Annotated in this window: 21 protein-coding genes; 13 read left to right on the forward strand and 8 right to left on the reverse strand. The window is 71.6% G+C overall.

Annotated features, from left to right (window positions below; genetic code table 11):
* Positions 1–267, reverse strand: a 267-nt coding sequence (locus C1I98_RS41180) for a hypothetical protein (protein WP_158557915.1), incomplete at its 3' end; no start/stop codon positions are given.
* Between the two features lie 33 nt (positions 268–300).
* Here C1I98_RS41180 and C1I98_RS04825 point away from each other — a divergent pair.
* From C1I98_RS04825 to C1I98_RS04845, 5 genes are all read left to right on the forward strand, one after another.
* On the forward strand, positions 301–882 hold the full coding sequence (locus C1I98_RS04825) for a hypothetical protein (protein ID WP_111165852.1): 582 nt from the start codon (positions 301–303) through the stop codon (positions 880–882).
* The gene (locus C1I98_RS04830; RefSeq protein WP_111165853.1) at positions 882–2,741 is read left to right on the forward strand and encodes a serine/threonine-protein kinase; all 1,860 of its coding nucleotides are present in this window, start codon (positions 882–884) and stop codon (positions 2,739–2,741) included. Before C1I98_RS04825 ends, C1I98_RS04830 begins: the two co-directional genes overlap by 1 nt.
* Before the next feature lie 92 nt (positions 2,742–2,833).
* Positions 2,834–4,105: a serine/threonine-protein kinase gene (locus tag C1I98_RS04835; RefSeq protein ID WP_111165854.1), complete on the forward strand. Its 1,272-nt coding sequence runs from the start codon at positions 2,834–2,836 to the stop codon at positions 4,103–4,105.
* Positions 4,106–4,248: 143 nt separating this feature from the next.
* Positions 4,249–5,034 carry an electron transfer flavoprotein subunit beta/FixA family protein gene (locus C1I98_RS04840; protein ID WP_111165879.1) on the forward strand — a complete coding sequence of 262 codons (786 nt, stop codon included), beginning with the start codon at positions 4,249–4,251 and terminating at the stop codon, positions 5,032–5,034.
* Positions 5,035–5,052: 18 nt separating this feature from the next.
* Entirely contained in the window at positions 5,053–6,006 is a 954-nt protein-coding gene (locus C1I98_RS04845; protein ID WP_111165855.1) for an electron transfer flavoprotein subunit alpha/FixB family protein, read from the forward strand.
* A gap of 15 nt (positions 6,007–6,021) precedes the next feature.
* On the opposite strand, the gene C1I98_RS04850 is transcribed toward C1I98_RS04845, so the two are convergent.
* Positions 6,022–7,257, reverse strand: a complete 1,236-nt coding sequence (locus tag C1I98_RS04850; RefSeq protein WP_111165856.1) for an MFS transporter — start codon at positions 7,255–7,257, stop codon at positions 6,022–6,024.
* Positions 7,258–7,485: 228 nt separating this feature from the next.
* On the reverse strand, positions 7,486–8,013 hold the full coding sequence (locus C1I98_RS04855) for a TetR/AcrR family transcriptional regulator (protein ID WP_111165857.1): 528 nt from the start codon (positions 8,011–8,013) through the stop codon (positions 7,486–7,488).
* Positions 8,014–8,150: 137 nt separating this feature from the next.
* On the opposite strand from C1I98_RS04855, the gene C1I98_RS04860 reads away from it, so the two are divergent.
* Complete coding sequence (locus tag C1I98_RS04860) at positions 8,151–9,317, forward strand: cysteine desulfurase family protein (RefSeq protein ID WP_111165858.1); 1,167 nt, start codon at positions 8,151–8,153, stop codon at positions 9,315–9,317.
* A gap of 212 nt (positions 9,318–9,529) precedes the next feature.
* On the opposite strand, the gene C1I98_RS04865 is transcribed toward C1I98_RS04860, so the two are convergent.
* Positions 9,530–10,579, reverse strand: a complete 1,050-nt coding sequence (locus C1I98_RS04865; protein ID WP_111165859.1) for a DUF695 domain-containing protein — start codon at positions 10,577–10,579, stop codon at positions 9,530–9,532.
* A gap of 770 nt (positions 10,580–11,349) precedes the next feature.
* Here C1I98_RS04865 and C1I98_RS04870 point away from each other — a divergent pair.
* Complete coding sequence (locus C1I98_RS04870; RefSeq protein ID WP_233507171.1) at positions 11,350–12,234, forward strand: helix-turn-helix domain-containing protein; 885 nt, start codon at positions 11,350–11,352, stop codon at positions 12,232–12,234.
* A 514-nt stretch (positions 12,235–12,748) separates the two neighbouring features.
* Here the strand turns inward: C1I98_RS04870 and C1I98_RS04875 are convergent.
* Positions 12,749–13,231, reverse strand: coding sequence for a hypothetical protein (locus C1I98_RS04875; protein WP_111165861.1), 483 nt, complete (start codon positions 13,229–13,231; stop codon positions 12,749–12,751).
* Positions 13,228–13,752 (reverse strand): RNA polymerase sigma factor, encoded by a 525-nt coding sequence (locus C1I98_RS04880; RefSeq protein WP_111165862.1) that lies wholly within the window; start codon positions 13,750–13,752, stop codon positions 13,228–13,230. Before C1I98_RS04880 ends, C1I98_RS04875 begins: the two co-directional genes overlap by 4 nt.
* A gap of 86 nt (positions 13,753–13,838) precedes the next feature.
* On the opposite strand from C1I98_RS04880, the gene mnmA reads away from it, so the two are divergent.
* Positions 13,839–14,912, forward strand: a complete 1,074-nt coding sequence (mnmA, locus tag C1I98_RS04885) for a tRNA 2-thiouridine(34) synthase MnmA (protein ID WP_111165863.1) — start codon at positions 13,839–13,841, stop codon at positions 14,910–14,912.
* 35 nt (positions 14,913–14,947) lie between these two features.
* On the opposite strand, the gene C1I98_RS04890 is transcribed toward mnmA, so the two are convergent.
* A complete protein-coding gene (locus C1I98_RS04890) occupies positions 14,948–15,430 on the reverse strand; it encodes a GNAT family N-acetyltransferase (protein ID WP_199536728.1) in 483 nt (160 codons plus the stop codon).
* Between the two features lie 21 nt (positions 15,431–15,451).
* Positions 15,452–16,096, reverse strand: coding sequence for an MBL fold metallo-hydrolase (locus C1I98_RS04895; RefSeq protein WP_111165864.1), 645 nt, complete (start codon positions 16,094–16,096; stop codon positions 15,452–15,454).
* Positions 16,097–16,115: 19 nt separating this feature from the next.
* Here C1I98_RS04895 and C1I98_RS04900 point away from each other — a divergent pair, with 19 nt between their 5' ends.
* From C1I98_RS04900 to gatA, 5 genes are all read left to right on the forward strand, one after another.
* Positions 16,116–17,123 (forward strand): methionine synthase, encoded by a 1,008-nt coding sequence (locus tag C1I98_RS04900; RefSeq protein ID WP_233507172.1) that lies wholly within the window; start codon positions 16,116–16,118, stop codon positions 17,121–17,123.
* Between the two features lie 101 nt (positions 17,124–17,224).
* Positions 17,225–19,537, forward strand: coding sequence for an NAD-dependent DNA ligase LigA (ligA, locus tag C1I98_RS04905; protein WP_111165866.1), 2,313 nt, complete (start codon positions 17,225–17,227; stop codon positions 19,535–19,537).
* A gap of 306 nt (positions 19,538–19,843) precedes the next feature.
* A complete protein-coding gene (locus tag C1I98_RS04910) occupies positions 19,844–22,024 on the forward strand; it encodes a putative bifunctional diguanylate cyclase/phosphodiesterase (RefSeq protein WP_111165867.1) in 2,181 nt (726 codons plus the stop codon).
* Between the two features lie 114 nt (positions 22,025–22,138).
* A complete protein-coding gene (gene gatC, locus C1I98_RS04915) occupies positions 22,139–22,438 on the forward strand; it encodes an Asp-tRNA(Asn)/Glu-tRNA(Gln) amidotransferase subunit GatC (RefSeq protein WP_111165868.1) in 300 nt (99 codons plus the stop codon).
* Positions 22,435–23,925, forward strand: coding sequence for an Asp-tRNA(Asn)/Glu-tRNA(Gln) amidotransferase subunit GatA (gene gatA / locus C1I98_RS04920; RefSeq protein ID WP_111165869.1), 1,491 nt, complete (start codon positions 22,435–22,437; stop codon positions 23,923–23,925). The genes gatC and gatA overlap by 4 nt, the downstream gene beginning before the upstream one ends.
* Positions 23,926–23,937 lie beyond the last annotated feature (12 nt).

The raw sequence follows: 23,937 nt of genomic DNA on the forward strand, positions 1-23,937 counted from the left end.
CAGGAATACGTCAGGAACTACCCGCCCCCCGGCTACCAGCAGCCCGGCCAGTACGGCAGGCCGGGTCAGCAGGGGCAATCGGGTCAGCAGGGTCAGCCGGGTCAGCAGGGGTACGGCCAGAGCGCGGTCACCCCGGCGTACGGCGGGCAGCAGCAGTACGCCCCGCCGTACCCACAGCAGGGCTACCCCGGGCCTGGCCACCGGCCCGCCCAGCAGCCCCCGCCGCAGCGGCCCGCGCAGGGCCACGACCGGCAGCAGGCGCCGCATCAGGAGCAGGCGTCACAGAACAAGATGCATGCCGTGGCCGCGATCCTGCTGCTGGCCATCGTGGCCGCGGTGGCGGTCCTGGCCCCGGTCGTCGTGGCGCTGATCGTGATCCCGCTGGCCGTCGTGCTGCGCGCCGCCGACATCGCGCAGCCGTCCTTCGGCGACCGCCCGGCAGGGTCGGCGGCGGCAGACGTCGTGCGGGTGTTCGGCCGTCCGGCCGCGCTCGCCAAGTCCGCGGGCGTCACGCTCGCGCTGGTGCCCTACGGGCTGATCCTGGGCCTGCCGGTGACGCTGCTGCTCACCGTGCTGCTCACGAACATGGAACTGGTCAACGCGCTGAGCTGGGGTTCGGCGGTCGCGCTGTGGACGGTCTGCGCCGGTCCCGGGGTCGAGGGCCCGGGCCGCCAGTTGCGCCGCACGCTGGCCTCCCTGCTGCCCGAGCGGACCGCGGCCACCGTGGCGACGGCGGTGCTGGCGGGCCTGGCGCTGGTAATGGCGGTGCTCGTCGTGGGTACAGTGACCGGCTCGGGCAAGGCGGAGTTCGCGCCGATCGGAGTGGAACAAATTACGGGACAGCTCGACAGCCTGCGAAAGAAGGCAGGAGGGCCGGAGTGATGAATCCACAGGAGACGCAGACGCCCGACATGGTCGGCCACTATCGGCTGATCAAGAAGATCGGCGAGGGCGGGATGGGGGTCGTCTACCTCGGCATCGACGACGAGGGCACCGACCTGGCCGTCAAGATCCTGCATCCGCACGTCGCGGCCGACCTCAAGGCGCGCGACCGGCTGACGCGCGAGGTCGAGACCATGCGCCGGGTGCGCAGCCCGCACGTGGCCGACGTGATCGACGCCGAGCTGACCGGGGCGCAGCCGTTCATCGTGACCCGGTTCGCGCCGGGGCGCACGCTGGAGGAGACGGTCCTGGTCGACGGGCCGCTGCCGGCGGCGGAGGTGATCCGGCTGGCCCGTGGCCTGTGCGCGGCGCTGGTGGCGATCCACGCGGCCGACGTGATCCACCGCGACCTCAAGCCGGCCAACGTGATCCTGGTCGGCGGCGAGCCGCTGGTCATCGACTTCGGCATCGCGCACCTGGTCAACGCGACCCGCCTCACGCAGACCGGGATGTTCGTGGGCACGCCCGGCTACCTCGCGCCCGAGATCATCAAGGACACCGAGATCACCCAGGCCGCCGACGTGCACGCGCTGGCCTCCACGGTGTTCTTCGGCGCGACCGGCAAGCCGCCGTTCGGCACCGGCACGTTCGAGTCGGTCTGCTTCAACATCATGAACGGCAGCGCCCAGGTCGACGAGGCCCCCGCCTGGCTGCGCGGCTGGCTGCGGGCGGCGCTGGCGGTGGAGCCAGGGTCCCGCCCGACGGCCCGTGGGCTCGCGCAGATGGCGCGTTCCCTCGACCCTTCGGTCACCTCCTTCCACGAGGCCGCCCCGCCCCGGGAGCAGACCAAGGTGATGGGCGGTCGCAAGGACGGCACGCGGGTGCTGTCGCACGAGGACGGCTACGCCGACCTGCTGCCGCCGGTGGAGTACACCCGGCCGGGGCGCGGGCGCAAGGACCATTCCGCGGCGGAGACCAGCCGGATGGCCGCGGCCGCCGCGCCGCCTGCCGCGCCGCCGCCGGTCCAGGTGCCGCCGTACGTCCCGCCGGCGCCCTACGCCGACCAGCGGGTCGCCGGATACCCGCCGCCGCAGCCCGCCGGGCGGCCGGCGGCGTACGCGCCGCCGGGCGAGGCCCGGCCCTACGAACCGCCGGCCCCGCCGCGTGAGCGCCGCCCGCCCTACCGGGTCTCGCACCCGGTGCTGGGCGCGCTGTTGCTGGCGACCCTGGTCGGGGCGGCCTTCATCATGCCGGTGCTGGTCAGCGCCCTGGCCATTGTGCTGGTGCTGTGCCTGCGGGTCGGCGAGCACCTGTTCGGCGACCTCGCCGAGCGGCGCAAGGTGCGCGGCAACAGCGGGGCCGACCCGGTGCTGGCGCTACTCGGCACGCCGTGGGCGCTGATCAAGGCGGGTCTCGGCACCGCGGTGCACGTGCCGCTGTCGGTGATGTTCGGGATGTGCGTGTGGGGCGTGCTCGCGTACGGCGGGGGGATGAGCACCAACGGCGCCGCGGCCTACGCGGCGGGCGCGTTCACCGCGGGCCTGTTCGTGCTGCCCGGCGGCCGCAAGCCACGGCGCGCGGTGTCCCGGGTGCTCACCGGGGTGATCAGGAGCCCGCGGGCCGGGATGGTCACCGCGGTGTCCCTGGCGGTGATCACGGCGTTCGTGCTGTTGATCGCGTTCAGCACGGCCCCGTCCTTCGCGCCCTGGAAACCGCCGGAGCAGGTCATCGAGAACCTCACCGACGAGTTCCGCAGGCGCACCGACGAGGCGTCCATGGGCGCTGTCGACCTGGTGACCGGGCTCATCGGCGACCTGATGTCCAGTCTGGGGCTCGGCTTCCTCTCGCCCTGGTCCTGACCCGGCGGGGCCGGACGACTTCCTCCGCCCGTGCGCCTTCGCGTGCGCGACGGCTTCTTCTGAGGCACGATGAATGTGGCGGAGGGAGTGTCATGGGCGGGCCAGAGGGTGAGCGCCTGGGCGATTACCGGCTGCTCTCGCTGATCGGGGCGGGCGGGTTCGGAGAGGTTCATCTGGCGCTCGATCCCGAGGGCCGGACGGTGGCGGTGAAGATCCTGCATCCGCACGTCGCGGCCGACACGGGCGCGCTCGCGCGGCTCGCGCGGGAGGTCGAGACCATGCGCCGGGTGCGCGGCGACCACATCGCCGAGGTGCGCGACGCCTCACTCGGCGGCGGCCGCCCCTACCTGGTCACCCGTTACGTGCAGGGCAGGCCGCTGAGCACGCTGGTGGCCGAGGACGGGGCGATCGGCGGTGACTTCCTGCTGCGCCTGGCGCGCGGGCTGGTCGCCGCGCTGACGTCCATCCACGGGGCCGGGGTGATCCACCGCGACCTGAAGCCGGCCAACGTGATCGTGGCCGACGGCGTGCCCGTGGTGATCGACTTCGGCATCGCGCACGCGCTCGACTCGGTGTCGGTCACCGCGTCGGGGGCGGTGCTGGGCACGCCGGGTTACCTGGCGCCGGAGGTGATCGAGGGCGCCGAGTCGGGGGCCGCGGCCGACGTGTTCGCGTTCGCGGCCACGCTGGCGTACGCGGCGACGGGCCGCCAGCCGTACGGGCAGGGGCCGGCCACCGCGGTCGCCTACCGGGTGGTCCACCACGAGCCCGACCTGGACGGCGTGCCCGACTGGCTGGCGCCGCTGCTGCGCGAGTGCCTGGTGCGGGAGCCGTCGATCCGGCCGACCGCCGCACAGCTCGCGGCGCGGCTCGGGGTGCCGGTCGAGGCGTCGTCGCCCGCCGCGGTGGGGGGCACGCTGGTCGGCCAGATCCCGCCGGTGCCCGCGAACGGCGGGGCCGACACCGTGCACTCGATGGCCACCCGCGAGGTCGGCCAGATCCGCCAGGCCGGGCGGCCCTCTCCCGACGAGGTCAGGGCCAGGCACGCGGCGAAGATCCGCACCCGGTGGGTGATCGGCTCGGGCATCGTGGCGGCGCTGGCCGCCGCCGCGGCCTCGGAAAACCTTCCGGAGGTCGCGCTGCTGGTGCTGGCCGGCTACGCGGTCGGGGTGCTCGGCGACGCCGCGGTCGGGCTGCTCTCGCGCGGCGGGCCGCAGCGCACGCGGGTGCTGATCGACGTGGGCGGCGGCGTCGGCACGGTCGCGCTGTGGCTGCTGCTGAGCACGGTGTTCAGCACGTTCACGCTGGTGCTGGCACTGGGTACGGTGGTCTTCGTACTGCTGGTACTGGTCCTGGCGGGGTAGGGCGGACCCACCTCGGCGCACCGGAATATTGTTCGGTAAAGTGTGCGCAGGCGGTCGGCCCGCCGTCCGCCCGAGGCGTCATGCCTGGCAGTCTTGGCAGCGCGAAGCATGATGGGATAAATCGTCCGGAGGCCATGGACCCCATGAACATCGTCGTCTGCGTGAAGCAGGTCCCCGACACGGCGACCGAGCGCAAGCTCAGGTCGGATGACAAGACCCTGGACAGAGACGCCGCCGACGGCGTCATCAACGAGCTGGACGAATATGCCGTGGAGGAGGCTCTCAAGCTCAAGGAGGCGCATGGCGGCGAGGCGGCGGTGACCGTGCTCACCATGGGGCCGGCCAAGGCCACCGAGACCATTCGCAAGGCCCTCGCCATGGGCGCAGACAAGGCGGTCCACCTGACCGACGACGCGCTGCACGGGTCCGACGCGCTCTCCACCTCCTACGCGATGGCCCAGGCGCTCGGCAGGATCGGGTTCGACCTGGTCGTGCTCGGCTCGGAGTCCACCGACGCCCGTACCGGCGTGCTGGCCGCGATGCTGGCCGAACGGCTCGGCGTGGCCCAGCTCACGCAGGCCAAGAAGGTCGAGGTGTCCGGCACCTCGATCGCCGTCGAGCGGGTCACCGAGTACGGCTACGACAAGGTCGAGGCCACCCTGCCCGCCGTCGTGTCGGTGGTCGAGAAGATCAACGAGCCGCGTTACCCGTCGTTCAAGGGCATCATGGCGGCCAAGAAGAAGCCGGTGGAGACGCTGTCGGTGGCCGACGCCGGCATCGCCGCCGACCAGGTCGGCCTGGCCGGGGCGTGGAGCGAGGTGGCGGAGTTCGCCGCCGCCCCGCCGCGCGGCGCGGGCACCATCGTCAAGGGCGACGGCGACGGCGGCACCAAGACCGCCGACTTCCTGGTCACCAAGAAGTTCATCTGAGGACGGGGGTTACAAACGATGTCGGAGATTCTCGTTCTCGTCGAACACGTCGACGGTGAGGTCAAGAAGGTCACCCTTGAGCTGCTGACCCTGGCCCGCGGCCAGGGCGCGCCCAGCGCCGTGTGGGCCGGGCCCGGCTACACCGAGGAGGTCAGGGCCAGGCTCGCCGAGTACGGCGCGGAGAAGGTCTACGTGGCCGACTCCCAGGAGATCGTCGATTACGTCGTCGCGCCCAAGGCCGAACTCCTCGCGCAGTTGGTCGCCTCCGCTTCGGCAGGCGGGGTGCTGGTCGCGGCCACCGCCGAGGGCAAGGAGATCGCCGGCCGGCTGGCGATCAAGACCGACTCCGGCGTGATCACCGACGCGGTGGGGCTGGGCGAGGGCTTCGTGGCCGACCAGTCCATCTTCGGCGGCGGGGTCAACGTCAGGTCCCGGGTCGCCAAGGGCACCCCGATCGTGGCGGTCCGCCCCAACTCGGTGACCCCCGAGCCCGCCGCGGGCGCGGGTGCCGAGGAGCGGGTGAGCGTCACTCTGTCCGACGCGGCGCGGGCCGCACGGGTGGCCGAGCGGGTCAAGGAGGAGAAGGGCGCGCGCCCCGAGCTGGCCGAGGCCGCGATCGTGGTCTCCGGCGGCCGTGGCGTCGGGTCGGCGGAGGACTTCGCGCTGATCGAACGGCTCGCCGACTCCCTCGGCGCGGCGGTGGGCGCGTCCAGGGCCGCCACCGACCTGGGGTGGTACCCGCACCAGTTCCAGGTCGGCCAGACCGGCAAGACGGTCTCCCCGCAGCTTTACATCGCGGTCGGCATCTCCGGCGCGATCCAGCACCGGGCCGGGATGCAGACCGCGAAGACGATCATCGCCGTCAACAAGGACAGCGAGGCCCCGATCTTCGAGCTGGCCGACTTCGGCGTGGTGGGGGACCTGTTCCAGGTGGTCCCCCAGCTCATCGAGGAGATCGAGAAGCGCAAGTAGCGGCGGCGGGGGTGCTCAGGCGGCCATGGGGTCCTTGGCCGCCTGCCGTACCTCCTCCGCGCGCACGCCCGGCAGTGCCGTCAGTTGCAGGGCAGGGCGCTCCGGTACGGCCGGGCGGCGCGGCAGCAGGCGGGTCGTGATCGCGATGATCACGCCCAGCACCACCGCGCTGAACATCGCGGTCCGCAGGGATGCGTGGTCGGAGACGAAACCGATCACCACCGGTCCCAGCAGCAGGCCCGCGTATCCCATCGCGCTGGTCTGCGCGATGGCCGGGCCGGGCGACCCGGTGGCCGTGCCCGCCAGGGAGAGCGCCACGGGCGAGATGGTCGCGACCGCGATCCCCACGAACACCATCCCGGTGATCGCCACCGCGGCCGTGGGCGCGCTGACCACGACCGCGAACGTCGCCGCCGTCGCCAGCCCGGACAGTCCGAGCAGCGCCGGGGCGCCCACGCGGGCGCGGACCCGGTCACCGGCCAGCCGCCCGGCCAGCATGCCCGCCTCGAACAGCGGGTAGCCGAGCGCGGCCAGCGCCTCCGGGGCGCCGAGGGTGTTCCGCAGGAACAGCCCGTTCCAGTCGGCGATCGTGCCCTCCACCATGAACGCGCAGAACGCGATCACGCCCAGCAGGTAGACCACGGGCGGTACGCGCCGCGCGCCGGTCCGTGCGCCCCGCCCGGCGTCCTGGCGGGGCTCGGCCAGGTAGGCGCGGCCGATCACGATCAGCACCGGCAGCGCCGCCACGGCGACCAGCGTCAGGTGCGTCCCGTACGGCAGGCCCGCCGTGATGGCCAGCGTGCCGAGCAGTCCCGCGGAGATCGCCCCCACGCACCAGCCCGCGTGCATGCCGTTCATCAGGTGCCGCCCGGCGGCCCGCTCCACCACCGAACCCTGCGCGTTCATCGCGATGTCCACGGTCCCGAACGCCATGCCGAACGCCGCCGCGCCCGCGAGGAGCAGCGGGAAGCTCGGTGCGAGGGCCACCAGGACCAGCGCGGCCGCGCACAGCGGCCCGCCGACGCGCAGTACCGCGCGGCTGCCCGCGCGGGCCATCACCGCGCGCATCGACTGCATCGTCACCAGCGCGCCGACGCCCCAGGCCAGTAGTACCGCGCCGACCGCCGCCTCATTCAATTCGAGCCGGTCGGCCAGCGCCGGAATGCGCACGGTGAAGCTCCCGCACAAAAGCCCAGCCAGGACGAATGTGACGATAGCCCCAATTCTGGCCGTTCTCAGCTCGCGGGTCATCGTCGCTCCTTTCCAATGCAATAGAAGGTGCTCACGTTTGGTTTCGGCGGCGGCGAGGCGGGCACACAGAAGCAGGTCGCCCGAACGGCCCGGGCCGTTGCGGGCGACCACCAGTGGGCGATCTCGCAGGGGGGATCGGCGGAGCGGTGGCGCAGGCCGCCGTCAGCGGGGCATCACGAGGGGCCGGTCGGCCGCTTGCCCGGGGGATGCGGGGTGATCTGTGCGGCCTCAGCGCAGCATGGCGAGCAGCCGTTGCTCCAGATCGTCGTAGTGCTGTTGAGAGTAGAGGCCGGGCGCATGTGTGGCGACTTCCCAGACCCCCTCGCAGGCCAGCCGCACGACCTCCGAGACCGCCGGGTCGGGCTCGTGGGCGAGCTCGTCCGAATGCCATCGGGCCATCGCCTCGCGCAGCGGCGCGAGCAGGTCGGGGTCTCCGGCCGCGGCCGTGACGACCGCCCATCGTCGCAACCGGCCGGTGCGCAGCGCGGCGAACGTCGCGTGGACATAGCGCTCGGTGTAGGCGCGCGGCGGCCCGCTCGGCCCGCCGGGTGGGGGGTGCTCACCGATAAGCTGGTCGAAGTCGGCGATGAGCCGCTCGACCAGGGCGCGGATCAATGCTTCCTTGCTGTTGAAGTGATAGAGAAGGCCCCCTTTGCTGACGCCCGCGGCCTGGGCGCAGGTGGCCAGGGTGAGCGCCGGTGCGCCACGGTCGGCCAGCAGCCGCTCCGCCGCGTCGAGCAACTCGTCTCTCTTCACGCTGCTACTGTACCGGCCGGACGGTACAGCAGGCAAACCCGGGACTCCGCATACTCGAAAGCGCGGCTAGTCTTGGAAGGTCGTATTCCCCGAAAGGGTCAGTACTACAGGTATTGGTAAGTGAGGGGAGGGCGGTCGTGCATTCGGCCTATCTCGACCACGCGGCGACAACGCCAATGCGTGCGCAAGCCATCGCGGCGATGACCGAGCAACTCGGCCAGGTCGGCAACGCCTCGTCGTTGCACGCGGCCGGACGCCGGGTGCGCAGGGTGGTCGAAGAATCCAGGGAGGCCATCGCCCAGGCCCTGGACGCGCGGCCCAGCGAAATCGTCTTCACGGCCGGCGGCACCGAGGCCGACAACCTCGCCGTCAAGGGGCTGTACTGGGCGCGCAGGGCCGCCACCGGGGCCACCCGGATACTGCTCAGCGCGGTCGAGCACCACGCGGTGCTGGACGGCGCGCACTGGCTGGCCGAGCACCAGGGCGCGCAGGTCGAACTCCTGCCCGTCGACGAGTACGGCAGGGTCCACCCCGACACGCTCCGGGCCGCGATCGAACGCGACCCGGAGAGCGTCGCCCTGGTCAGCGTCATGTGGGCGAACAACGAAGTCGGAACGGTGCAACCGGTCAAGGTGCTCGCCGCCGTCGCGCACGACCACGGCGTCCCCTTCCACACCGACGCGGTGCAGGCCATCGGGCAGCTTCCGGTGTCGTTCGCGGGCTCGGGGGTCGACGCGCTCACCCTGTCCGGGCACAAGGCGGGCGGCCCGATGGGGGTCGGCGCGCTGCTGCTGGCCAGGGGCATCGACCCGGTTCCCGTGCTGCACGGTGGCGGCCAGGAGCGCGACGTGCGCTCGGGCACGCTCGACGCCCCGGCGGTGGCCGGGTTCGCGGCTGCGGTGACCGGGGCGGTGGCCGAGCAGGAGGAGCAGGCCAAGCGGCTGACCGCGCTGCGCGACGAGCTGATCGCGAAGGTCCGCGCCGCCGTACCCGACGTGGTCCTCAACGGCGCCCCCGACGACCGGCTGCCCGGCAACGCGCACTTCTCCTTCCCGGGTTGCGAGGGAGACGCGCTGCTGATGCTGCTCGACGCCAAGGGGGTCGAGTGCTCCACGGGCTCGGCGTGCTCGGCGGGGGTGGCGCAGCCTTCGCACGTACTGCTGGCGATGGGCACGGGGGCCGCGGCGGCCCGCGGATCCCTGCGCTTCACCCTCGGCCACACCTCCACCCAGGCGGACATCGACCGCCTCGCCGAGGTCATCGCCCCAGCCGTGGACCGCGCCTCCCGCGCCGGCCTGAGCTGACCCACCGCCCGCCACATCGCCCGGGCGGTGGACGCATTGGCCTGGGCTGATCTGCCGGCGGGCCGGTCGTTGCCCGGGTGCCGGCCTGGATGAGGTCTTCGCCCTGGTGGTGGACGTGCCGGCCGGGGCCGGCCCGCCGGGCGGCCGAGATCATCGGCTCCCCCCGCGATGGATGCGCCTCCCGCGCCGGCCTGAGCCGGTTCGGTAGGAGGTCAGGCGAGGAAGGGGGAGACCTCCGCCCAGGCGGGGTCGTCCTCCGCCTCGACCTCCACGTCGCCCTCCCGCCAGCTGCTCGCCAGCTCCTCGGCGTGCCGTTCGGCGTCGCCCTCCGGGTCGGCGTAGATGTGGATCACCCGCTGGCCGTCCGAGCCGATGTACGCCACCAGTACCGCCGACTCCGGCTTCAGCCCGGCCGCCAGCCGCTCCTCGAAGTCGCGCAACGCCGGTACCGAGGCCCCGTCGGGCAGACCGTCGGCGTCGCGGTGCCGGTAGCCCAGGCCGATCGCGACATGCCGGTCGAAGATCGGGTAGTCGACCGGCCGCAGCGGATAACGTACCGTCGCGACCAGCTTCGCGCCGTCGGCCGTCTGGCCCTCCATCAGCGCCCACTGCTCCTCGGCGAACTCCGCCGCCACATCGGCCACCACGCTCGGCAGATGCACCGCGGCCACCGCGTCGATGGGCTGGAAGGCGGCCGGCTGGATCTCACCGATCCAGCGGGCCACGTCGTCCTCGCCGAGCAGCCAGTCGAGCGCGAGCAGCGTGGCCGACAGCCGGGTCTCCTCCTCCAGCAGTGTGAAGATCGGATGGTAGGCGGTCACATCGACGCGCGGCTTGCCGCGCGGTACGTGCAGCCCGAGCATCAGCTTGTCGAAGTCGAACTCATACCCGCCGACGTCGATCGACAACTCCGCGGCGGCCTGGTTGGCCTGCCGCGCCGGGTGGTACTCCCAGCGCTCGTCAGGGGGCGGCGCGGCCAGCGCCCAGCGGTGCGCCAGCGAGCGCAGCTCGGGATCGCCCGCGGCGGTCACCACCAGCGCCTGCTCCGCCGACCGGCCGGGGGCGATCTCCCACACGAGCGACGGATGCACCGCCGCCACGGCGGCCTCGATCCGCTCGGCCAGCTCGTCGTTCTCCCCAGCCACGACCAGCCCGTCCAGCTCCGGCCTTGCCTGTGACCACCACTCCCAGAACTTCGCGATCTCCGCGGAACGCCGAGAACGCGGCCCGGACTCCCCACCATCGCGGCCGAACAATCGCATGCAGGGGATGCTATCCGCTATGTGGTCATGGCGCTCGTTGTGCCCATGGCGCTCGCTTAGCTCACGCTAGGCCCGGGCGCCCTCAAGGCCGCGCCCTCCTCTCCTCGCTCAGTCGCTCAGTCGCTCACTCGCTCGTCCCTCGCTCCCTCGCTCCCTCACTCCATCGCTCGTCGCTCCGGACACGGCCGCGCCCGGGCAAAGCCGAGCGCCTCGCTTCGCTCGCGCAGGCCGTGCTTGGCCACGGTGGGAGAGTCCATGATCGCTCGCATTCCCCCGCCTCCGGCGGGGACGCGCTCCGCGCGCCCAAAGGCCCTCGCTTCGCTCGGACGCCGGGCTTCGCCCGATGTACGGCAGGCCTGCTCTCGCCGCCCGCCGTGCTCGGTTGTGGCCTTGTGTCCGAGTTTCGTGTGTGTCGTGGTCGCCCGCCGTTCCAGCACCGGCTAAGACGGTCCCTGATGGCCGGTGGGCTGCCGTTAGCCCGACGATCGGGTGTGCGGCCCGAGGTGTGCGCCGGCCTCTTCCGTGACTTGGGCATGGTGGCTAAAGCCGCTGTACGGCGTCGGCCTTCACGCCACTGTGCCCTCCCCGTACCTCTACTTCTGAACGGACGGATCGGCATCTCCAAGGGCGTGGCCCCAAGGTCGGCATTCCGGGCATTGTTGTGACACAACAGGGCGTTTCACGGTTCGGACCTGCGTGATCCCTGGCATGAGCAAGACCTGCGCGCCTAGCCTGAGGTCGTCGAGACTTCAACGAAAGGCAGCACGGCCTTGAGCGACGGTACCGATGATTCCAGCGCGCCGGAACTCACATTGGGGCAGCGCATCCAGAAGCTACGTGAACGCCGCGGGATGACCCGCGAGGTCCTGGCGGGCCTGGTCGGTAAGAGTGAGTCGTGGCTGAAGAGAGTGGAGAAGGGGCGGCTGCAACAGAATCCCCGTTTGCCGATACTGCTGGAATTCGCGGAGGCCCTCCGTGTTCGCGACCTTTCGGAAATCACGGGCGATCAATCCATGCCGGTGCGAATGTTCACCGGCCCGGGGCATCCCGCTCTCGCCGCGGTTCGCGCGGCCGTCAACGCATTGCCCGTCCAAGCCGCCGACGGCGCAGTGCAGCCGTTGGGAACCCTGCGCACCCGGCTCGATCGAGCGTGGCAGATCCGGCATTCCTCGCCTGATCACCGGACCGCGCTCGGTGCGCTTCTGCCCGACCTGCTGCGTGACGCCCAGGTCGCGGCGCAGATGTACCGTGGCGACACGCGGCGGCGGGCCCAGGCCGTGCTCGCTGAGACCTATGGGCTGACGCCGGAGCGGGTGGCGGGGCGCCTGCCTGCGCAGTACTACCAGCCGTGGACGTCGTTCTCCCGGATCATCATGAAGCCGCACGCTGTGACGATCGCCGTGGAGCTGCACAAGAGCGGCGAGGCCGCGCGACAGGCCGACCGCGCCGGATCGACGGCGATTCCTTCGGTACCTCGGCGTGGGCGGCATCTCATCGAGGTCGCCCGCGCTCGCCGGCTCCGGCGCGACCACTCGGCTGTACTGGGGACACTTCAGCTTGCCAACCGAACGGCACCGGAGACGATCCGGTACAACGGCTTCGCGCGGCGCATGGTGTTGGAGCTCGTAGAAGCGGGTCCGGCCGGGCTGCGCTAGCAGGTACGAGAGCTGGCGGACCTTATCGGCCTTCTGGTCTGACCGGAACGAGGGGGCACATTCTGTGCCTCCTCCGTCACAGTCTGTTGCCTACGGTCGTCGCCATGCTTCCTGAGCAGGCGCCCCGCACATCAGGCGGGTCCTGGACCGTGCCGTACCCCATCGACCGAGACAGCGATCTGTTCGTGGTGTGGGAGGTCGACGCCGGCGACTCCGGCGCAGGCGGCGTGACCAGGGATGAGGTCGCCGCCGAGAAGGCGATGCTCGATGACCTCGCGTCGTTTCCGAGGGCGCGGGGCCGGGTCCGGTACGCGTGTCTGGTCCCGCGCCGCGCGGGCCCATCTACGACTATCGGTACGGCACGACCCTGGTCACCGCGCATCGCACGGAAGGTGCGACCGTCTCCGTGGCCGGTGACGCGTGGGAGGGAACGCCATGAGCGGTTCCCCATCGTCCGCGGGGGCCGACACGATCCTGCAGCGCGAAATCCGGCCCGTCCGTGGGGCGGGTGCGTTCACTGGTTCTCGCGGTGGGTCAGTTCGAGCAGGCGGCGTACCAGGGCCGCTCGTCGGAGGTGGGCGCGTACCGTCAGGAGCAGGGACGTGGTGATGAACACGCCCCCGACCGTCAGGACCGGCCAGGTGGCGGTGTCGCGCTGGGCGGCGACGGTCGTCAGGACCGCCGTGGTGGTGATGGAGGCGGTCAGGGCGAGCCAGGCGGCGATCAGGCGGTCGGTGGCGAACAGTGGGACCCGGCGGGTCAGCAGCCAGCCGCCGTACCCCGCCCAGGCCAGGCAGAACGTGGTGAACATCGCGAATGCCAGATGGGTGTGGCCGGGGAGGGGGCCGGGCTCCGACCACCACAGGGCGCCGGTGAACGCCCCGCCCGTCGTGCCCGCCACCAGTGCCGTCACCGCGCGGATGCGGGTTCTCGGTGACAGTACCGGCGTCAGGTGTTCGATCATGTTTTGCGCCGACAGGCGCGGTTCGTCGGTCATGGCAGGTCTCCCTTCTCCTCCAGGTGTTCGCGCAGCAGGCGGCGGGCGCGGTTGAGCCGGGATTTGACCGTTCCGGCGGGGATCTGGCAGATGTGCGCGCATTCCTCCACTGGCAGGTCCTCCAGGTAGAAAAGGACGAGGATCTCCCGTTCCAGTACCGGCAGCGCGGACAGCGCGCTCACCAGGGCGGCCCGATCCACCATGGCCTCGGCCGGATCTTCTACCGTGCTGTCGCCGACCAGAAAGACCTTCTCGGCCTGGGCGTACTCCGCGCGCAGCCGTTCGGTGATCGAACGCCGGGCGATCGTGAACAGCCATGGCGTGAACCGGCCGGGTTTCCTGAGCCGGGGCAGGCCGCGGACCACGGCCAGCCAGATCTCCTGGCTGACGTCGTCGGCCCGGTCGGCGTCCAGCATGCGCCGGACGTACGTCCACACCGGCACCCGCCACCGCGCCAGCAGCTCGGCCAGCGCCTCGCGCTCGCCCAACTGGGCGCGGATCACCAGTGCCTCATCGGTCATCTCGTCCTCCTGTCACCCACACAGTCGGGCGGGAGGCGGCGGAGGTTCACGATCGCCCGGCGAAGGCGGGTACGCTCGATGGTGTTATGGGACTTCGTGTGCTTGCCGCCATGTCGGGCGGTGTCGATTCGGCCGTGGCCGCCGCGCGGGCGGCCGAGGCCGGGCATGATGTCACCGGCGTGCATCTGGCGCTGTCGGCCAACCCGCAGTCGTACCGCACCGGGGCGCGTGGGTGTTGCACGGTCGAGGACGCGCGGGATGCCAGGCGGGCCGCCGACGTGATCGGCATTCCCTTCTACATCTGGGACATGGCCGAGCGTTTCGCCCGTGACGTGGTGGACGACTTCGTCAGCGAGTACGCCGCCGGCCGTACGCCCAATCCGTGCGTGCGCTGCAACGAGAAGATCAAGTTCGCCGCGGTGCTCGACCGGGCGCTGGCGCTCGGGTTCGACGCCGTGGTCACCGGGCACCACGCGCGCCTGTCCGGCGGCGTGCTGCGACGCAGCGTTGACGCCGACAAGGACCAGTCCTACGTGCTCGCCGTGCTCACCGGCCGGCAGCTCGGGCACGCCATGTTCCCGCTGGGCGACTCCACCAAGGCCGAGGTCAGGGCGGAGGCCGCGGCCCGCGGGCTGTCGGTCGCCGACAAGCCCGACAGCCACGACATCTGCTTCATCGCCGACGGCGACACCCGCTCCTTCCTGGCCGAGCGGCTGGGCACGGCGGAGGGGCCGGTCATCGACGCCCTGTCCGGGGAGGTGGTCGGCGGCCACCACGGGGCCTACGGCTACACCATCGGGCAGCGCCGGGGCCTGGCCCTGGACCGTCCGTCGGCCGACGGCCGTCCCCGTTACGTGCTGTCCATCGAGCCGGTGTCCAACACCGTCACCGTGGGGCCGCGCGAAGCGCTCAAGGTCGGGTCGATCACCTGCGAGCGTCCGGTCTGGAACGGCCCGGTCGCGGGCCCTGCCGAGCCTCGGGGCTGCACCGTGCAGCTTCGCGCGCACGGCGAGGTGTACGGCTGCCGGGCCCAGCTCACCGGCGACACCCTGCACATCGAGCTGGACGAGCCGGCCACCGGCGTGGCGCCCGGCCAGACGGCCGTCCTCTACGACGGCGACATCGTGATCGGCTCGGCGACCATCTCGGCCGCCGCCTGAGGTCCCGAGCCGATAAGGCCGACAACGCCGATGGGTCAGGCTTCCAGCCGCTTGAGGAGGTACACGTCCTCATGGCCGCCGGGGATGCCCGGCACCCGGCTGATCTCGGCGTAGCCCTGCCGCTGGTAGAAACCGGGCGCCTGGAACGTGTAGGTCGAGACGATGACCCGGTCGCAGCCCCGTCGTCCGGCCTCCAGCTCGGCGGCTTTGAGGATCTTGGCGCCCCAGCCGTGCGCGCGGCCGTCCTCGCGGACCCAGAGCAGCGAGATCAGGCACAGGGCGCCCCAGGTGTAGGCGGTCAGGCCGCCGACCAGCTCGCCGTCGTCATCGACGACCTTGACGGAGAAGGAATCGCCATAGGGCGCGCCGATGGCGGCCTCATTGAACGCGGCCAGCTCCCGGTCGAGCCGTTCGTCGAGCTCGCGGTCGTCGCCACCGACGGTCAGGATGGGGGTCGGCTCTGCTGTCACGCTGCCGGAGTATGTCAGCAGGCCGGTTTCGGTGCGACCGAATTTCACCGGCCGGTGGCTCCTGGAGCCTCACAGCGCGACCGTCTCGCCGATCGCCAGCCTGCGGAACTCCGCCTTCTGCTCATCGCCCTCACCGGCGAGCCAGTTGTCGATCAGCCCGAGACCGGCCTCGCTGTAGAGCGCGTCGTGCGTGGAGTACGCGCGCTCGGGCCGTACCTCGCGCAGGTAGCCGATCATCTCGGCCAGCTTCAGCCACGGACCGCCGGTCGGCACCAGCAATGTGTGCACGTCCACCCCCGGCACGGTGAGGGCGTCGCCCGCGTAGAAGACCTGCTCCTCCACCAGGAATCCGACGTTCTGCACCTGCGGCAGGTCGGGGTGGTTCTTGGCGTGCAGCTCGCCGAAGGTCCGGACCCGGAAGCCCGCCGCCTCGAAGGCGTCGCCGTGACGGACGGTCTGGATCTGCGCGGGCACCCCCGAGTCCGTCAGGACCCTCGCGACGGCGTCGCAGGTCCAGATGGACAGCCCGGGCTCGGCCGCCGCGGCGGCGCGCAGCCGTTCGGGCTCCAGGTGGTCGAAGTGCTCGTGCGTGATCAGCACCGCGTCCGCGCCCTCCAGGGCCGACTCCTCGCTGAACGCGCCGGGATCGATGACCAGGACCTTGCCGTCCTTCTCCAGCCGGACGCACGCGTGTGTGAACTTGGTCAGTTCCATGGGGCCTACGCTAGCTGCCGTGAGTGAATATCCCTGGCGTGAGGCCACCGCGACCGGAGTCGGGTCGCATCCGGGCGAGTCCCACCTGGAGGCGCTGCGGGTGGTCTTCGGCGAAGTGCCGGCCCTGCCGTACCTCCCGGAGCTGCCCGCACGCGGTGTCGGCGCCGACATGATCGGCCGGACCGCCGGGCTGCTGGTGGAGCTGCCGGTGGAGGTCCAGCCGTCCGGGTGGAGGTTCGCCGACCGGCCGGGCCGCGACGCCCGCAGGGCGTACGACCACCTGGTCAGAGACCTGGACGGGCTGGAGGAGGTCGCCCAGGGCTATGAGGGGCCGCTGAAGCTCCAGGTCTGCGGGCCGTGGACGCTCGCCGCCGCGATCGAGTTGCGGTACGGGGACAAGGCGCTGGCCGACCCGGGAGCCGTGCGCGACATGGCGGGCTCGCTGGCCGAGGGGGTCGCCGCGCACGTGGACACGGTACGGCGGCGCCTGCCCGGTGTGACCGCCATCGTCCTACAGGTGGACGAACCTGGCCTGCCGGGCGTACTCGCCGGAACGGTCCCCACCGCCTCGGGCTTCGCCCGGCTGCCCGCCGCCGAGCCCGACATCGTGGCACGGCACCTCACCACCGTGTTCGACGCCACGGACGCGTTCCCCATCGTGCACTGCTGCGCCCCCGGCGTGCCGTTCACGCTGCTGCGGAGGGCCGGGGCCAAGGGCGTGTCGACCGACGCGGCGCTGCTGCGCCGCCGTGACGAGGACGCGATCGGCGAGGCCGTGGAGGCCGGTACGGCGCTGTTCCTCGGCGTGGTCCCCGGCACCGACGTACCGCTCGCCGACATCGGCGTGATCGCCGGACCCGCCCAGCGGCTGTGGGGCAGGCTCGGCTTCCCGCCCGCCACGCTCGCCGCCCAGGTCGTGCTGACCCCCGCCTGCGGGCTGGCCGGGGCCTCGCCCCGCTACGCCAGGCAGGCGCTGGCCCGCTGCCGCGAGGCCGCCGTGGTCCTGCGCGAAGATCCGGGGGAGTAGCCCCTGGCCCAGGGTCGCAGCCGCTGTTTGTCGGTGCCAGGCGGTACGTTTTTCCAGTACAGGACCGAGTCCGGCGCGGCCGACAGAGGGGAGAGGTGGCCATGGGCACCGATGCCGAAGGCGTTGACAGCGGTGTCGACGGCACTGTGGACAGCGCTGGTGACAGTGCCGTCGACAATGGCGTGGACGTCTCGGCGAGGCGGCGGCACGCCGAGCTCACCGAGCTGATCGACGACGCCAACTGGCGCTACTACGTGCTCGACTCGCCCACGGCGAGCGACGCGGAGTACGACGGGTGGATGCGGGAGATCCGCGCGCTGGAGGAGGCCCACCCGGCGCTGCGCACCCCCGACTCGCCCACCCAGCGTGTGGGCGCGCCGATCTCCACCGACTTCGCCACCGTGCGGCACCTGCGTCGGCTGGAGAGCCTGGACAACGCGCTGACCGACGACGAGCTGACAGCGTGGATGGCCAGGGTGGAGAAGCTGGCCGAGGGCGACGCCGGGCCCTACCTGTGCGAGCTGAAGATCGACGGGCTGGCCATCGCGCTGGTCTACGAGAAGGGCCGCCTGGTGCGCGGCGCGACCCGTGGCGACGGGCGCGAGGGCGAAGACGTGACGCCCAACGTCCGCACCATCCGCGACGTGCCCGACCGGCTGACCGGGTCCGACATCCCCGACGTGATGGAGGTGCGCGGCGAGGTCTTCCTGCCGGTCGATGGCTTCCTGCGGCTCAACGAGCAACTCGTGGCCGACGGCAAGCAGCCGTTCGCCAACCCGCGCAACTCCGGGGCCGGCTCGCTGCGGCAGAAGGACCCGAGGGTCACCGCGCAGCGCGAGCTGCGGATGATCACCCATGGGGTGGGCCTGTGGCAGGGCGGCGCGCGCGAGCCGCAGTCGCAGTCGCAGTCGGAGGTCTACGCGCGGCTGCGCGAGTTCGGCCTGCCGGTCAGCGACCTGTACCAGGTGGTAAAGGACCTCGACGGGATCAAGGCGTACATCGAGCACTACCGGGAGCACCGCCACGATCCCGCCTACGAGATCGACGGTGTGGTGATCAAGGCCGACCGGCTGTCGGTGCAACGCGCGCTGGGCTCGACGAGCCGCGCGCCCCGGTGGGCGATCGCCTACAAATACCCACCCGAAGAGGTCAACACCCAGCTTCTCGACATTCAGGTAGGGGTCGGGCGCACTGGGAGGGTCACCCCGTACGGGGTGATGAAGGCCGTCGAGGTGGCCGGGTCGACGGTCGAGCGGGCGACTCTGCACAACGCCTCGGAGGTGGCCCGCAAGGGCGTGCTGATCGGCGACACCGTGGTGTTGCGCAAGGCGGGCGACGTCATCCCCGAGATCGTCAAGCCGGTGACCGAGTTGCGCGACGGCTCCGAGCGGGAGTTCGTGATGCCGACGCACTGTCCCGAGTGCGGCACCGAGCTGCGCCGCCAGAAGGAGGCCGACGTCGACATCCGCTGCCCCAACGCCGAGACCTGCCCGGCGCAGTTGCGTGAGCGCGTCTTCTTCGCGGCCGGGCGCGGGGCCTTCGACATCGGGTCACTTGGCTACATCGCGGCCACCGCGCTCACCCGGCCGCTCCCGCCGGAGCAGCCGCCGATCCGCACCGAGGCCGACCTGTTCGACCTGACCGTCGAGCGACTGCTGCCGATCCGGACGGTGATCCGCGACCGGGAGACCGGGCTGCCCAAGATCGACGAGAAGACGGGCGAGGAGAAGGTCGTCACGTTCTTCGCCAATCTCAAGGGCGAGCCGAAGAAGCTCACCCTGGAGTTGATGGAGGAGCTGGAGAAGGCCAAGCGGCAGCCGCTGTGGCGGGTGCTGGTGGCACTGTCGATCCGGCATGTGGGGCCCACGGCGGCGCAGGCGCTGGCGGCCGAGTTCCGCGACCTCGGCCGGATCCTCGCGGCCACCGAGGAGGAGCTGGCCGAGGTCGAGGGCGTCGGGCCGACGATCGCCGCCTCGGTCAAGGAGTGGTACGCGGTCGACTGGCACCGCGAGATCGTCGACCGGTGGCGGGCGGCCGGGGTGCGGATGGTCGACGATCCGCCCGCCGAGCAGCTTCCGCAGACCCTGGCCGGGCTGACGTTCGTGGTCACCGGCAGCCTTGACGACTTCAGCCGGGACGAGGCGGGCGAGGAGATCGCCAAGCGCGGGGGCAAGGCCATCGGGTCGGTGTCGAAGAAGACGAGCTTCCTGGTGGCGGGGGAGAACGCCGGGTCGAAGTACGACAAGGCGCTTCAGCTCGGGGTGCCGATCCTCGATGAGGCCGCCTTCCACCTGCTGCTCTCCGAGGGCCCGGACGCCGTCCGGCCCGAACCTGAGCCCGATGCTGAGCCCGAGCCCGAGGCTGAACCGGGGCCTGAGCCGGGGCCTGCGCAAGAGCCCGAGCCGGGGTCCTGAAGGTCACGACTGCGGGACGACCACGTGAGACGACGGACACCAGACGGGCATCGGGGGCAGCATGGGAGAACAGCCGGAACCCCTGTTCCGGCCAAATTTGGTATACGAAATTTCCGAATTCTTCCCTCACTGAGGGTGACGAAATCATGACCGAACCGGCGGCGATGTAGCGCTCTGTCGTCACTCATTGGGTGAATAGTGACATTTCCCCAGAAATCGCCCGTGACGCACCGTACGCAGCCGGTTTCGCGAAGTGGCCCATAGGTCGTACCCTCCCATAGTGACCTCCAGGGGGTTTCGTTACTCATGACCGACCCGACCGACACACGCGACACCGGACCCCGCGTCGGCTCACCGCTGTGGGCCTACCTGGCGGGCGTCATCACGATCGGCTTCACGACGCTGGCCGTGGCCCTGGCTCTGCTCGACCCCGCCGAGGCGGCGGGGCTCACCCGCGAACCGCTGTTCTGGATGCTCGGCGTCCTGGTCGTGCTCGGCGAGCTGCGGCCGGTGATGATCTCCTCGTCGGTGGTGGTCAACGGCACCTACCCCTCGGTGATGTTCAACTTCGCCGTGCTCATGCACTACGGGTTGCCGGTGGCGCTCCTGCTGCACGCCGTCGCGGTACTGGTGAACGGCGTGGTCACCCGCAAGGCATGGCACCGGGTGATGTTCAACATCGCCCAGGTCACCATGGCCGGCACGGCGGCGGCCGCGGTGCTGACCGCCTTCGGCATCCGGCCGAGCCCGCTCGCCCCCTGGGTCCCCGGCGGCGGCGACCTGATCGCCATCGTGTTCGCCGCGGCGGCCTACTTCCTGGTCCGCGCCATGCTGGTGTGCTGGGCGGTGTCCCTGCACGAGCGCCGCTCCCCGATGCGGGTGATCAGGGCCACCATCGGCCACCAGGCCCTCGTCTACACCGGGCTGCTCGGCCTGGCCCCGCTGGTGGTCGTCGTGATGACGTACTCGCCGGTGCTCGTGCCGCTGTTCGTCGCCCCGCTGGTCGCGGTCTACTTCACCGCCGGCATGTCGATGCGCCGCGACCACCAGGCCCTGCACGACGGCCTGACCGGGCTGCCCAACCGCAAACTGCTGCTGCTGCGCACCGAGGAGGCCATCGCCGAGGCGCGCGGCGAAGACCGGGTCGGCCTGTTCCTGCTCGACCTGGACCGCTTCAAGGAGGTCAACGACACCCTCGGACACCCGGTCGGCGACCGGCTGCTCCAGATCGTCGCGCACCGCCTCACCCACAGTGTGCGCCCCGGCGACGTGGTGGCCAGGCTCGGCGGAGACGAGTTCGCGGTACTCCTGCCCTCGGTCAGAGACGCCACGGCGGCCAGGGAGGTGGCCGCGCGGCTGCGGGTGGCGCTGACCGAACCGGTGCGCCTGGAGGGCATGACCTTCGACCTGGACGCCTCGGTCGGCATCGCGCTGCACCCCGACCACGCCCCCGACTTCCAGCTCCTGCTGCAACGCGCCGACGTCGCGATGTACCTGGCCAAGGAGGGGCGCACCGGCGTCGAGACCTACGTCGCCGACCGCGACCGCAACTCCCCGGAGCGACTGCTGCTGCTCGGCGACCTGCGCCGCGGCCTGGACGCCGGGGAGCTGACCCTGCACTACCAGCCCAAGATCGGCCTGGGCACCGGCCGGGTCGTCGGCCTGGAGGGCCTGCTGCGCTGGGAGCACCCGACCAGGGGCCTGATCGCCCCCGCCGACTTCGTGCCGCTCGCCGAACAGTCCTACCTGATGCGGCAGCTCACCCAGTACGTCATCGACGCGGCGCTGAAACAGGCCGCGAGCTGGTGGGACGCCGGGCTGCGGGTGCAGGTCTCGGTCAACGTCTCGGCCCGCGACCTGCTCGACAGCGGTCTGCCCGAGCGCCTGGCGGCCGGGCTGGACCGCTACGGCCTGCCGCCCACCGCCATCCAGCTCGAAGTCACCGAGCGGATCTTGATGACCGACCAGGCGTACGCGGCCGACATGATCCACGCCCTGGTCGGCCTCGGTGTGCCGCTCGCGCTCGACGACTTCGGCACCGGATACTCCTCGCTGGTACGGCTACAGCGGATGGCGGTCTCCGAGGTCAAGATCGACGCGTCCTTCGTACGGCGGCTGGCCGACCCCGCCGGTGAGGACAACGCGCGCATCGTGCGCTCGATCATCGATCTGGTGCGTTCGCTCGGGCTGCGTTCGGTCGCCGAGGGCGTCGAGACCGACGAGGTCAGCAGGCGGCTTTCGGAGATGGGCTGCGACGTCGGGCAGGGCTGGTGGTTCTGCGCGGCGATGCCGGCCGGCGAGGCGACCACCTGGCTGCGCTCCCGCCGTACGATGCTGGCGCCCGCGCAGGGACCGGCGGCGGTGTTCACCGCGGCGGGCGCGGCGGCGCGTACCGTCCCCGCGGGCGAACGCATGCCCGCGGCGGTCGGCAAGGCCGGGTTCAACGACGGGCTCACCGACGGCCTGGCGATGGCCGACCTCTGGTGAGGCACGAATGGTGAGGCGCGGGCCCGCCCTGGCGCTTATCCGTTCGGCCACGGCCGGTCACTGCCCCTAGGATGGCTGTGTCCAATCGCCATTCATGAAACGGGTTAACGACTTATGTCAGCCATAACCCGCGACGAGGTCGCCCATCTGGCGCGGTTGTCCCGGCTGGCGCTCTCCGACGACGAGCTCGACCACTACGCGGCCCAGCTCGATGCCATCATCGTCGCTGTCGCCAAGGTGAGCGAGGTCGCCGCCGAGGATGTGCCGCCGTCGTCGCACGCGTTGCCGATCACCAACGTCTACCGCCCCGACCAGGTGCGCCCGAGCCTCACGCCGCAGCAGGCGTTGTCCGGCGCGCCCGCCGTGGAGGACGACCGGTTCCGGGTGCCGCGCATCCTCGGGGAGGAGGCATGAGCCTGATCCGCAAGAGCGCCGCCGAGCTGGGCGCGCTGCTGGGCGCGGGCGAGGTGTCCGCCGTCGAGGTGGCCCAGGCCCATCTCGACCGCGTCGCCGAGATCGACGGCAAGGTCCACGCCTTCCTGCACGTGGCCGCCGAGTCGGCGCTCGCCCAGGCGCGCGCGATCGACGAACGCCGGGCGAAGGGCGAGAGGCTGGGGCCGCTGGCCGGCGTGCCGATCGCGCACAAGGACGTCTTCACCACCTCCGACATGCCGACCACCGCGGGCTCGAAGATCCTCCAGGGCTGGCGCCCGCCGTACGACGCGACGGTCACCCGGCGGCTGCGCGAGGCCGGGCTGGTGATCCTGGGCAAGACCAACCTGGACGAGTTCGCGATGGGCTCCTCCACCGAAAACTCCGCGTTCGGCCCCACCCGCAACCCGTGGGACCTCACGCGCGTCCCCGGCGGCTCCTCCGGCGGCTCCAGCGCCGCCGTCGCCGCCTACGCCGCCCCGCTGTCCACCGGCACCGACACCGGCGGCTCGATCCGGCAGCCCGCCGCCGTCACCGGCATCGTCGGCATGAAGCCGACCTATGGGGGTTCCTCCCGGTACGGGCTGATCGCGTTCGCCTCCTCGCTCGACACCCCCGGGCCGTTCGCCCGCAACGTGCTCGACGCGGCGCTGCTGCACGAGGCGTTCTCCGGCCACGACCCGATGGACTCCACGTCGATCGACGCGCCGGTCCCCGGCGTCGTCGAGGCGGCCAAGCGCGCCGACATCGCGGGGCTGCGCGTCGGCGTGGTCCGGGAGTTCGACAGCGAGGGCTTCCAGGCCGGCGTGGTGGCCCGCTTCCACGAGACCGTCGAGCTGCTGGAGTCCCTGGGCGCCAAGGTCGTCGAGCTGTCCTGCCCGTCCTTCACCACGGCGCTGCCGGCCTACTACCTGATCGCGCCCTCGGAGTGCTCCTCCAACCTGGCCCGCTTCGACGCCATGCGGTACGGCCTGCGGGTCGGCGACGACGGCGAGCGCAGCGCCGAGGAGGTCATGGCGATGACCCGGGCGGCCGGCTTCGGCCCCGAGGTCAAGCGCCGCATCATGCTCGGCACCTACGCCCTGTCCAGCGGCTACTACGACGCCTACTACGGCCAGGCCCAGAAGGTCCGCACCCTGATCGCCCGCGACTTCGAGGCCGCCTTCCACCAGGTCGACGTCCTTATCTCGCCCACCACCCCGACCACCGCCTTCCCGATCGGCGAGCGCGTGGACGACCCGATGGCGATGTACCTCGCCGACCTCTGCACCATCCCGGCCAACCTCGCCGGCAACGCGGCCATCTCCATCCCCTGCGGCCTCGCCGACGAGGACGGCCTCCCGGTCGGCCTCCAGATCATGGCCCCGGTCCTCGGCGACGACCGCTGCTACCGCGTCGGCGCCGCTCTGGAAACGGCCCTGGAGTCCCGCTGGGGCGGCCCCCTGCTGTCCAAGGCCCCGGCCCTGTAGCAAGAGGGGAGG

It is taken from the genome of Spongiactinospora gelatinilytica (genome assembly GCF_003236385.1).
GTDB classification, from domain to species: domain Bacteria; phylum Actinomycetota; class Actinomycetes; order Streptosporangiales; family Streptosporangiaceae; genus Spongiactinospora; species Spongiactinospora gelatinilytica.

Excerpts from the sequence above, each read along its gene's own strand:
- C1I98_RS04830 (WP_111165853.1), top strand. The coding sequence starts at position 882 with ATGAATCCACAGGAGACGCAGACGCCCGACATGGTCGGCCACTATCGG.
- C1I98_RS04835 (WP_111165854.1), top strand. The coding sequence starts at position 2,834 with ATGGGCGGGCCAGAGGGTGAGCGCCTGGGCGATTACCGGCTGCTCTCG.
- C1I98_RS04840 (WP_111165879.1), top strand. The coding sequence starts at position 4,249 with ATGAACATCGTCGTCTGCGTGAAGCAGGTCCCCGACACGGCGACCGAG.
- C1I98_RS04845 (WP_111165855.1), top strand. The coding sequence starts at position 5,053 with ATGTCGGAGATTCTCGTTCTCGTCGAACACGTCGACGGTGAGGTCAAG.
- C1I98_RS04850 (WP_111165856.1), bottom strand. The coding sequence starts at position 7,257 with ATGACCCGCGAGCTGAGAACGGCCAGAATTGGGGCTATCGTCACATTC.
- C1I98_RS04865 (WP_111165859.1), bottom strand. The coding sequence starts at position 10,579 with ATGCGATTGTTCGGCCGCGATGGTGGGGAGTCCGGGCCGCGTTCTCGG.
- C1I98_RS04875 (WP_111165861.1), bottom strand. The coding sequence starts at position 13,231 with ATGACCGACGAACCGCGCCTGTCGGCGCAAAACATGATCGAACACCTG.
- C1I98_RS04880 (WP_111165862.1), bottom strand. The coding sequence starts at position 13,752 with ATGACCGATGAGGCACTGGTGATCCGCGCCCAGTTGGGCGAGCGCGAG.
- mnmA (WP_111165863.1), top strand. The coding sequence starts at position 13,839 with ATGGGACTTCGTGTGCTTGCCGCCATGTCGGGCGGTGTCGATTCGGCC.
- C1I98_RS04895 (WP_111165864.1), bottom strand. The coding sequence starts at position 16,096 with ATGGAACTGACCAAGTTCACACACGCGTGCGTCCGGCTGGAGAAGGAC.
- ligA (WP_111165866.1), top strand. The coding sequence starts at position 17,225 with ATGGGCACCGATGCCGAAGGCGTTGACAGCGGTGTCGACGGCACTGTG.
- C1I98_RS04910 (WP_111165867.1), top strand. The coding sequence starts at position 19,844 with ATGACCGACCCGACCGACACACGCGACACCGGACCCCGCGTCGGCTCA.
- gatC (WP_111165868.1), top strand. The coding sequence starts at position 22,139 with ATGTCAGCCATAACCCGCGACGAGGTCGCCCATCTGGCGCGGTTGTCC.
- gatA (WP_111165869.1), top strand. The coding sequence starts at position 22,435 with ATGAGCCTGATCCGCAAGAGCGCCGCCGAGCTGGGCGCGCTGCTGGGC.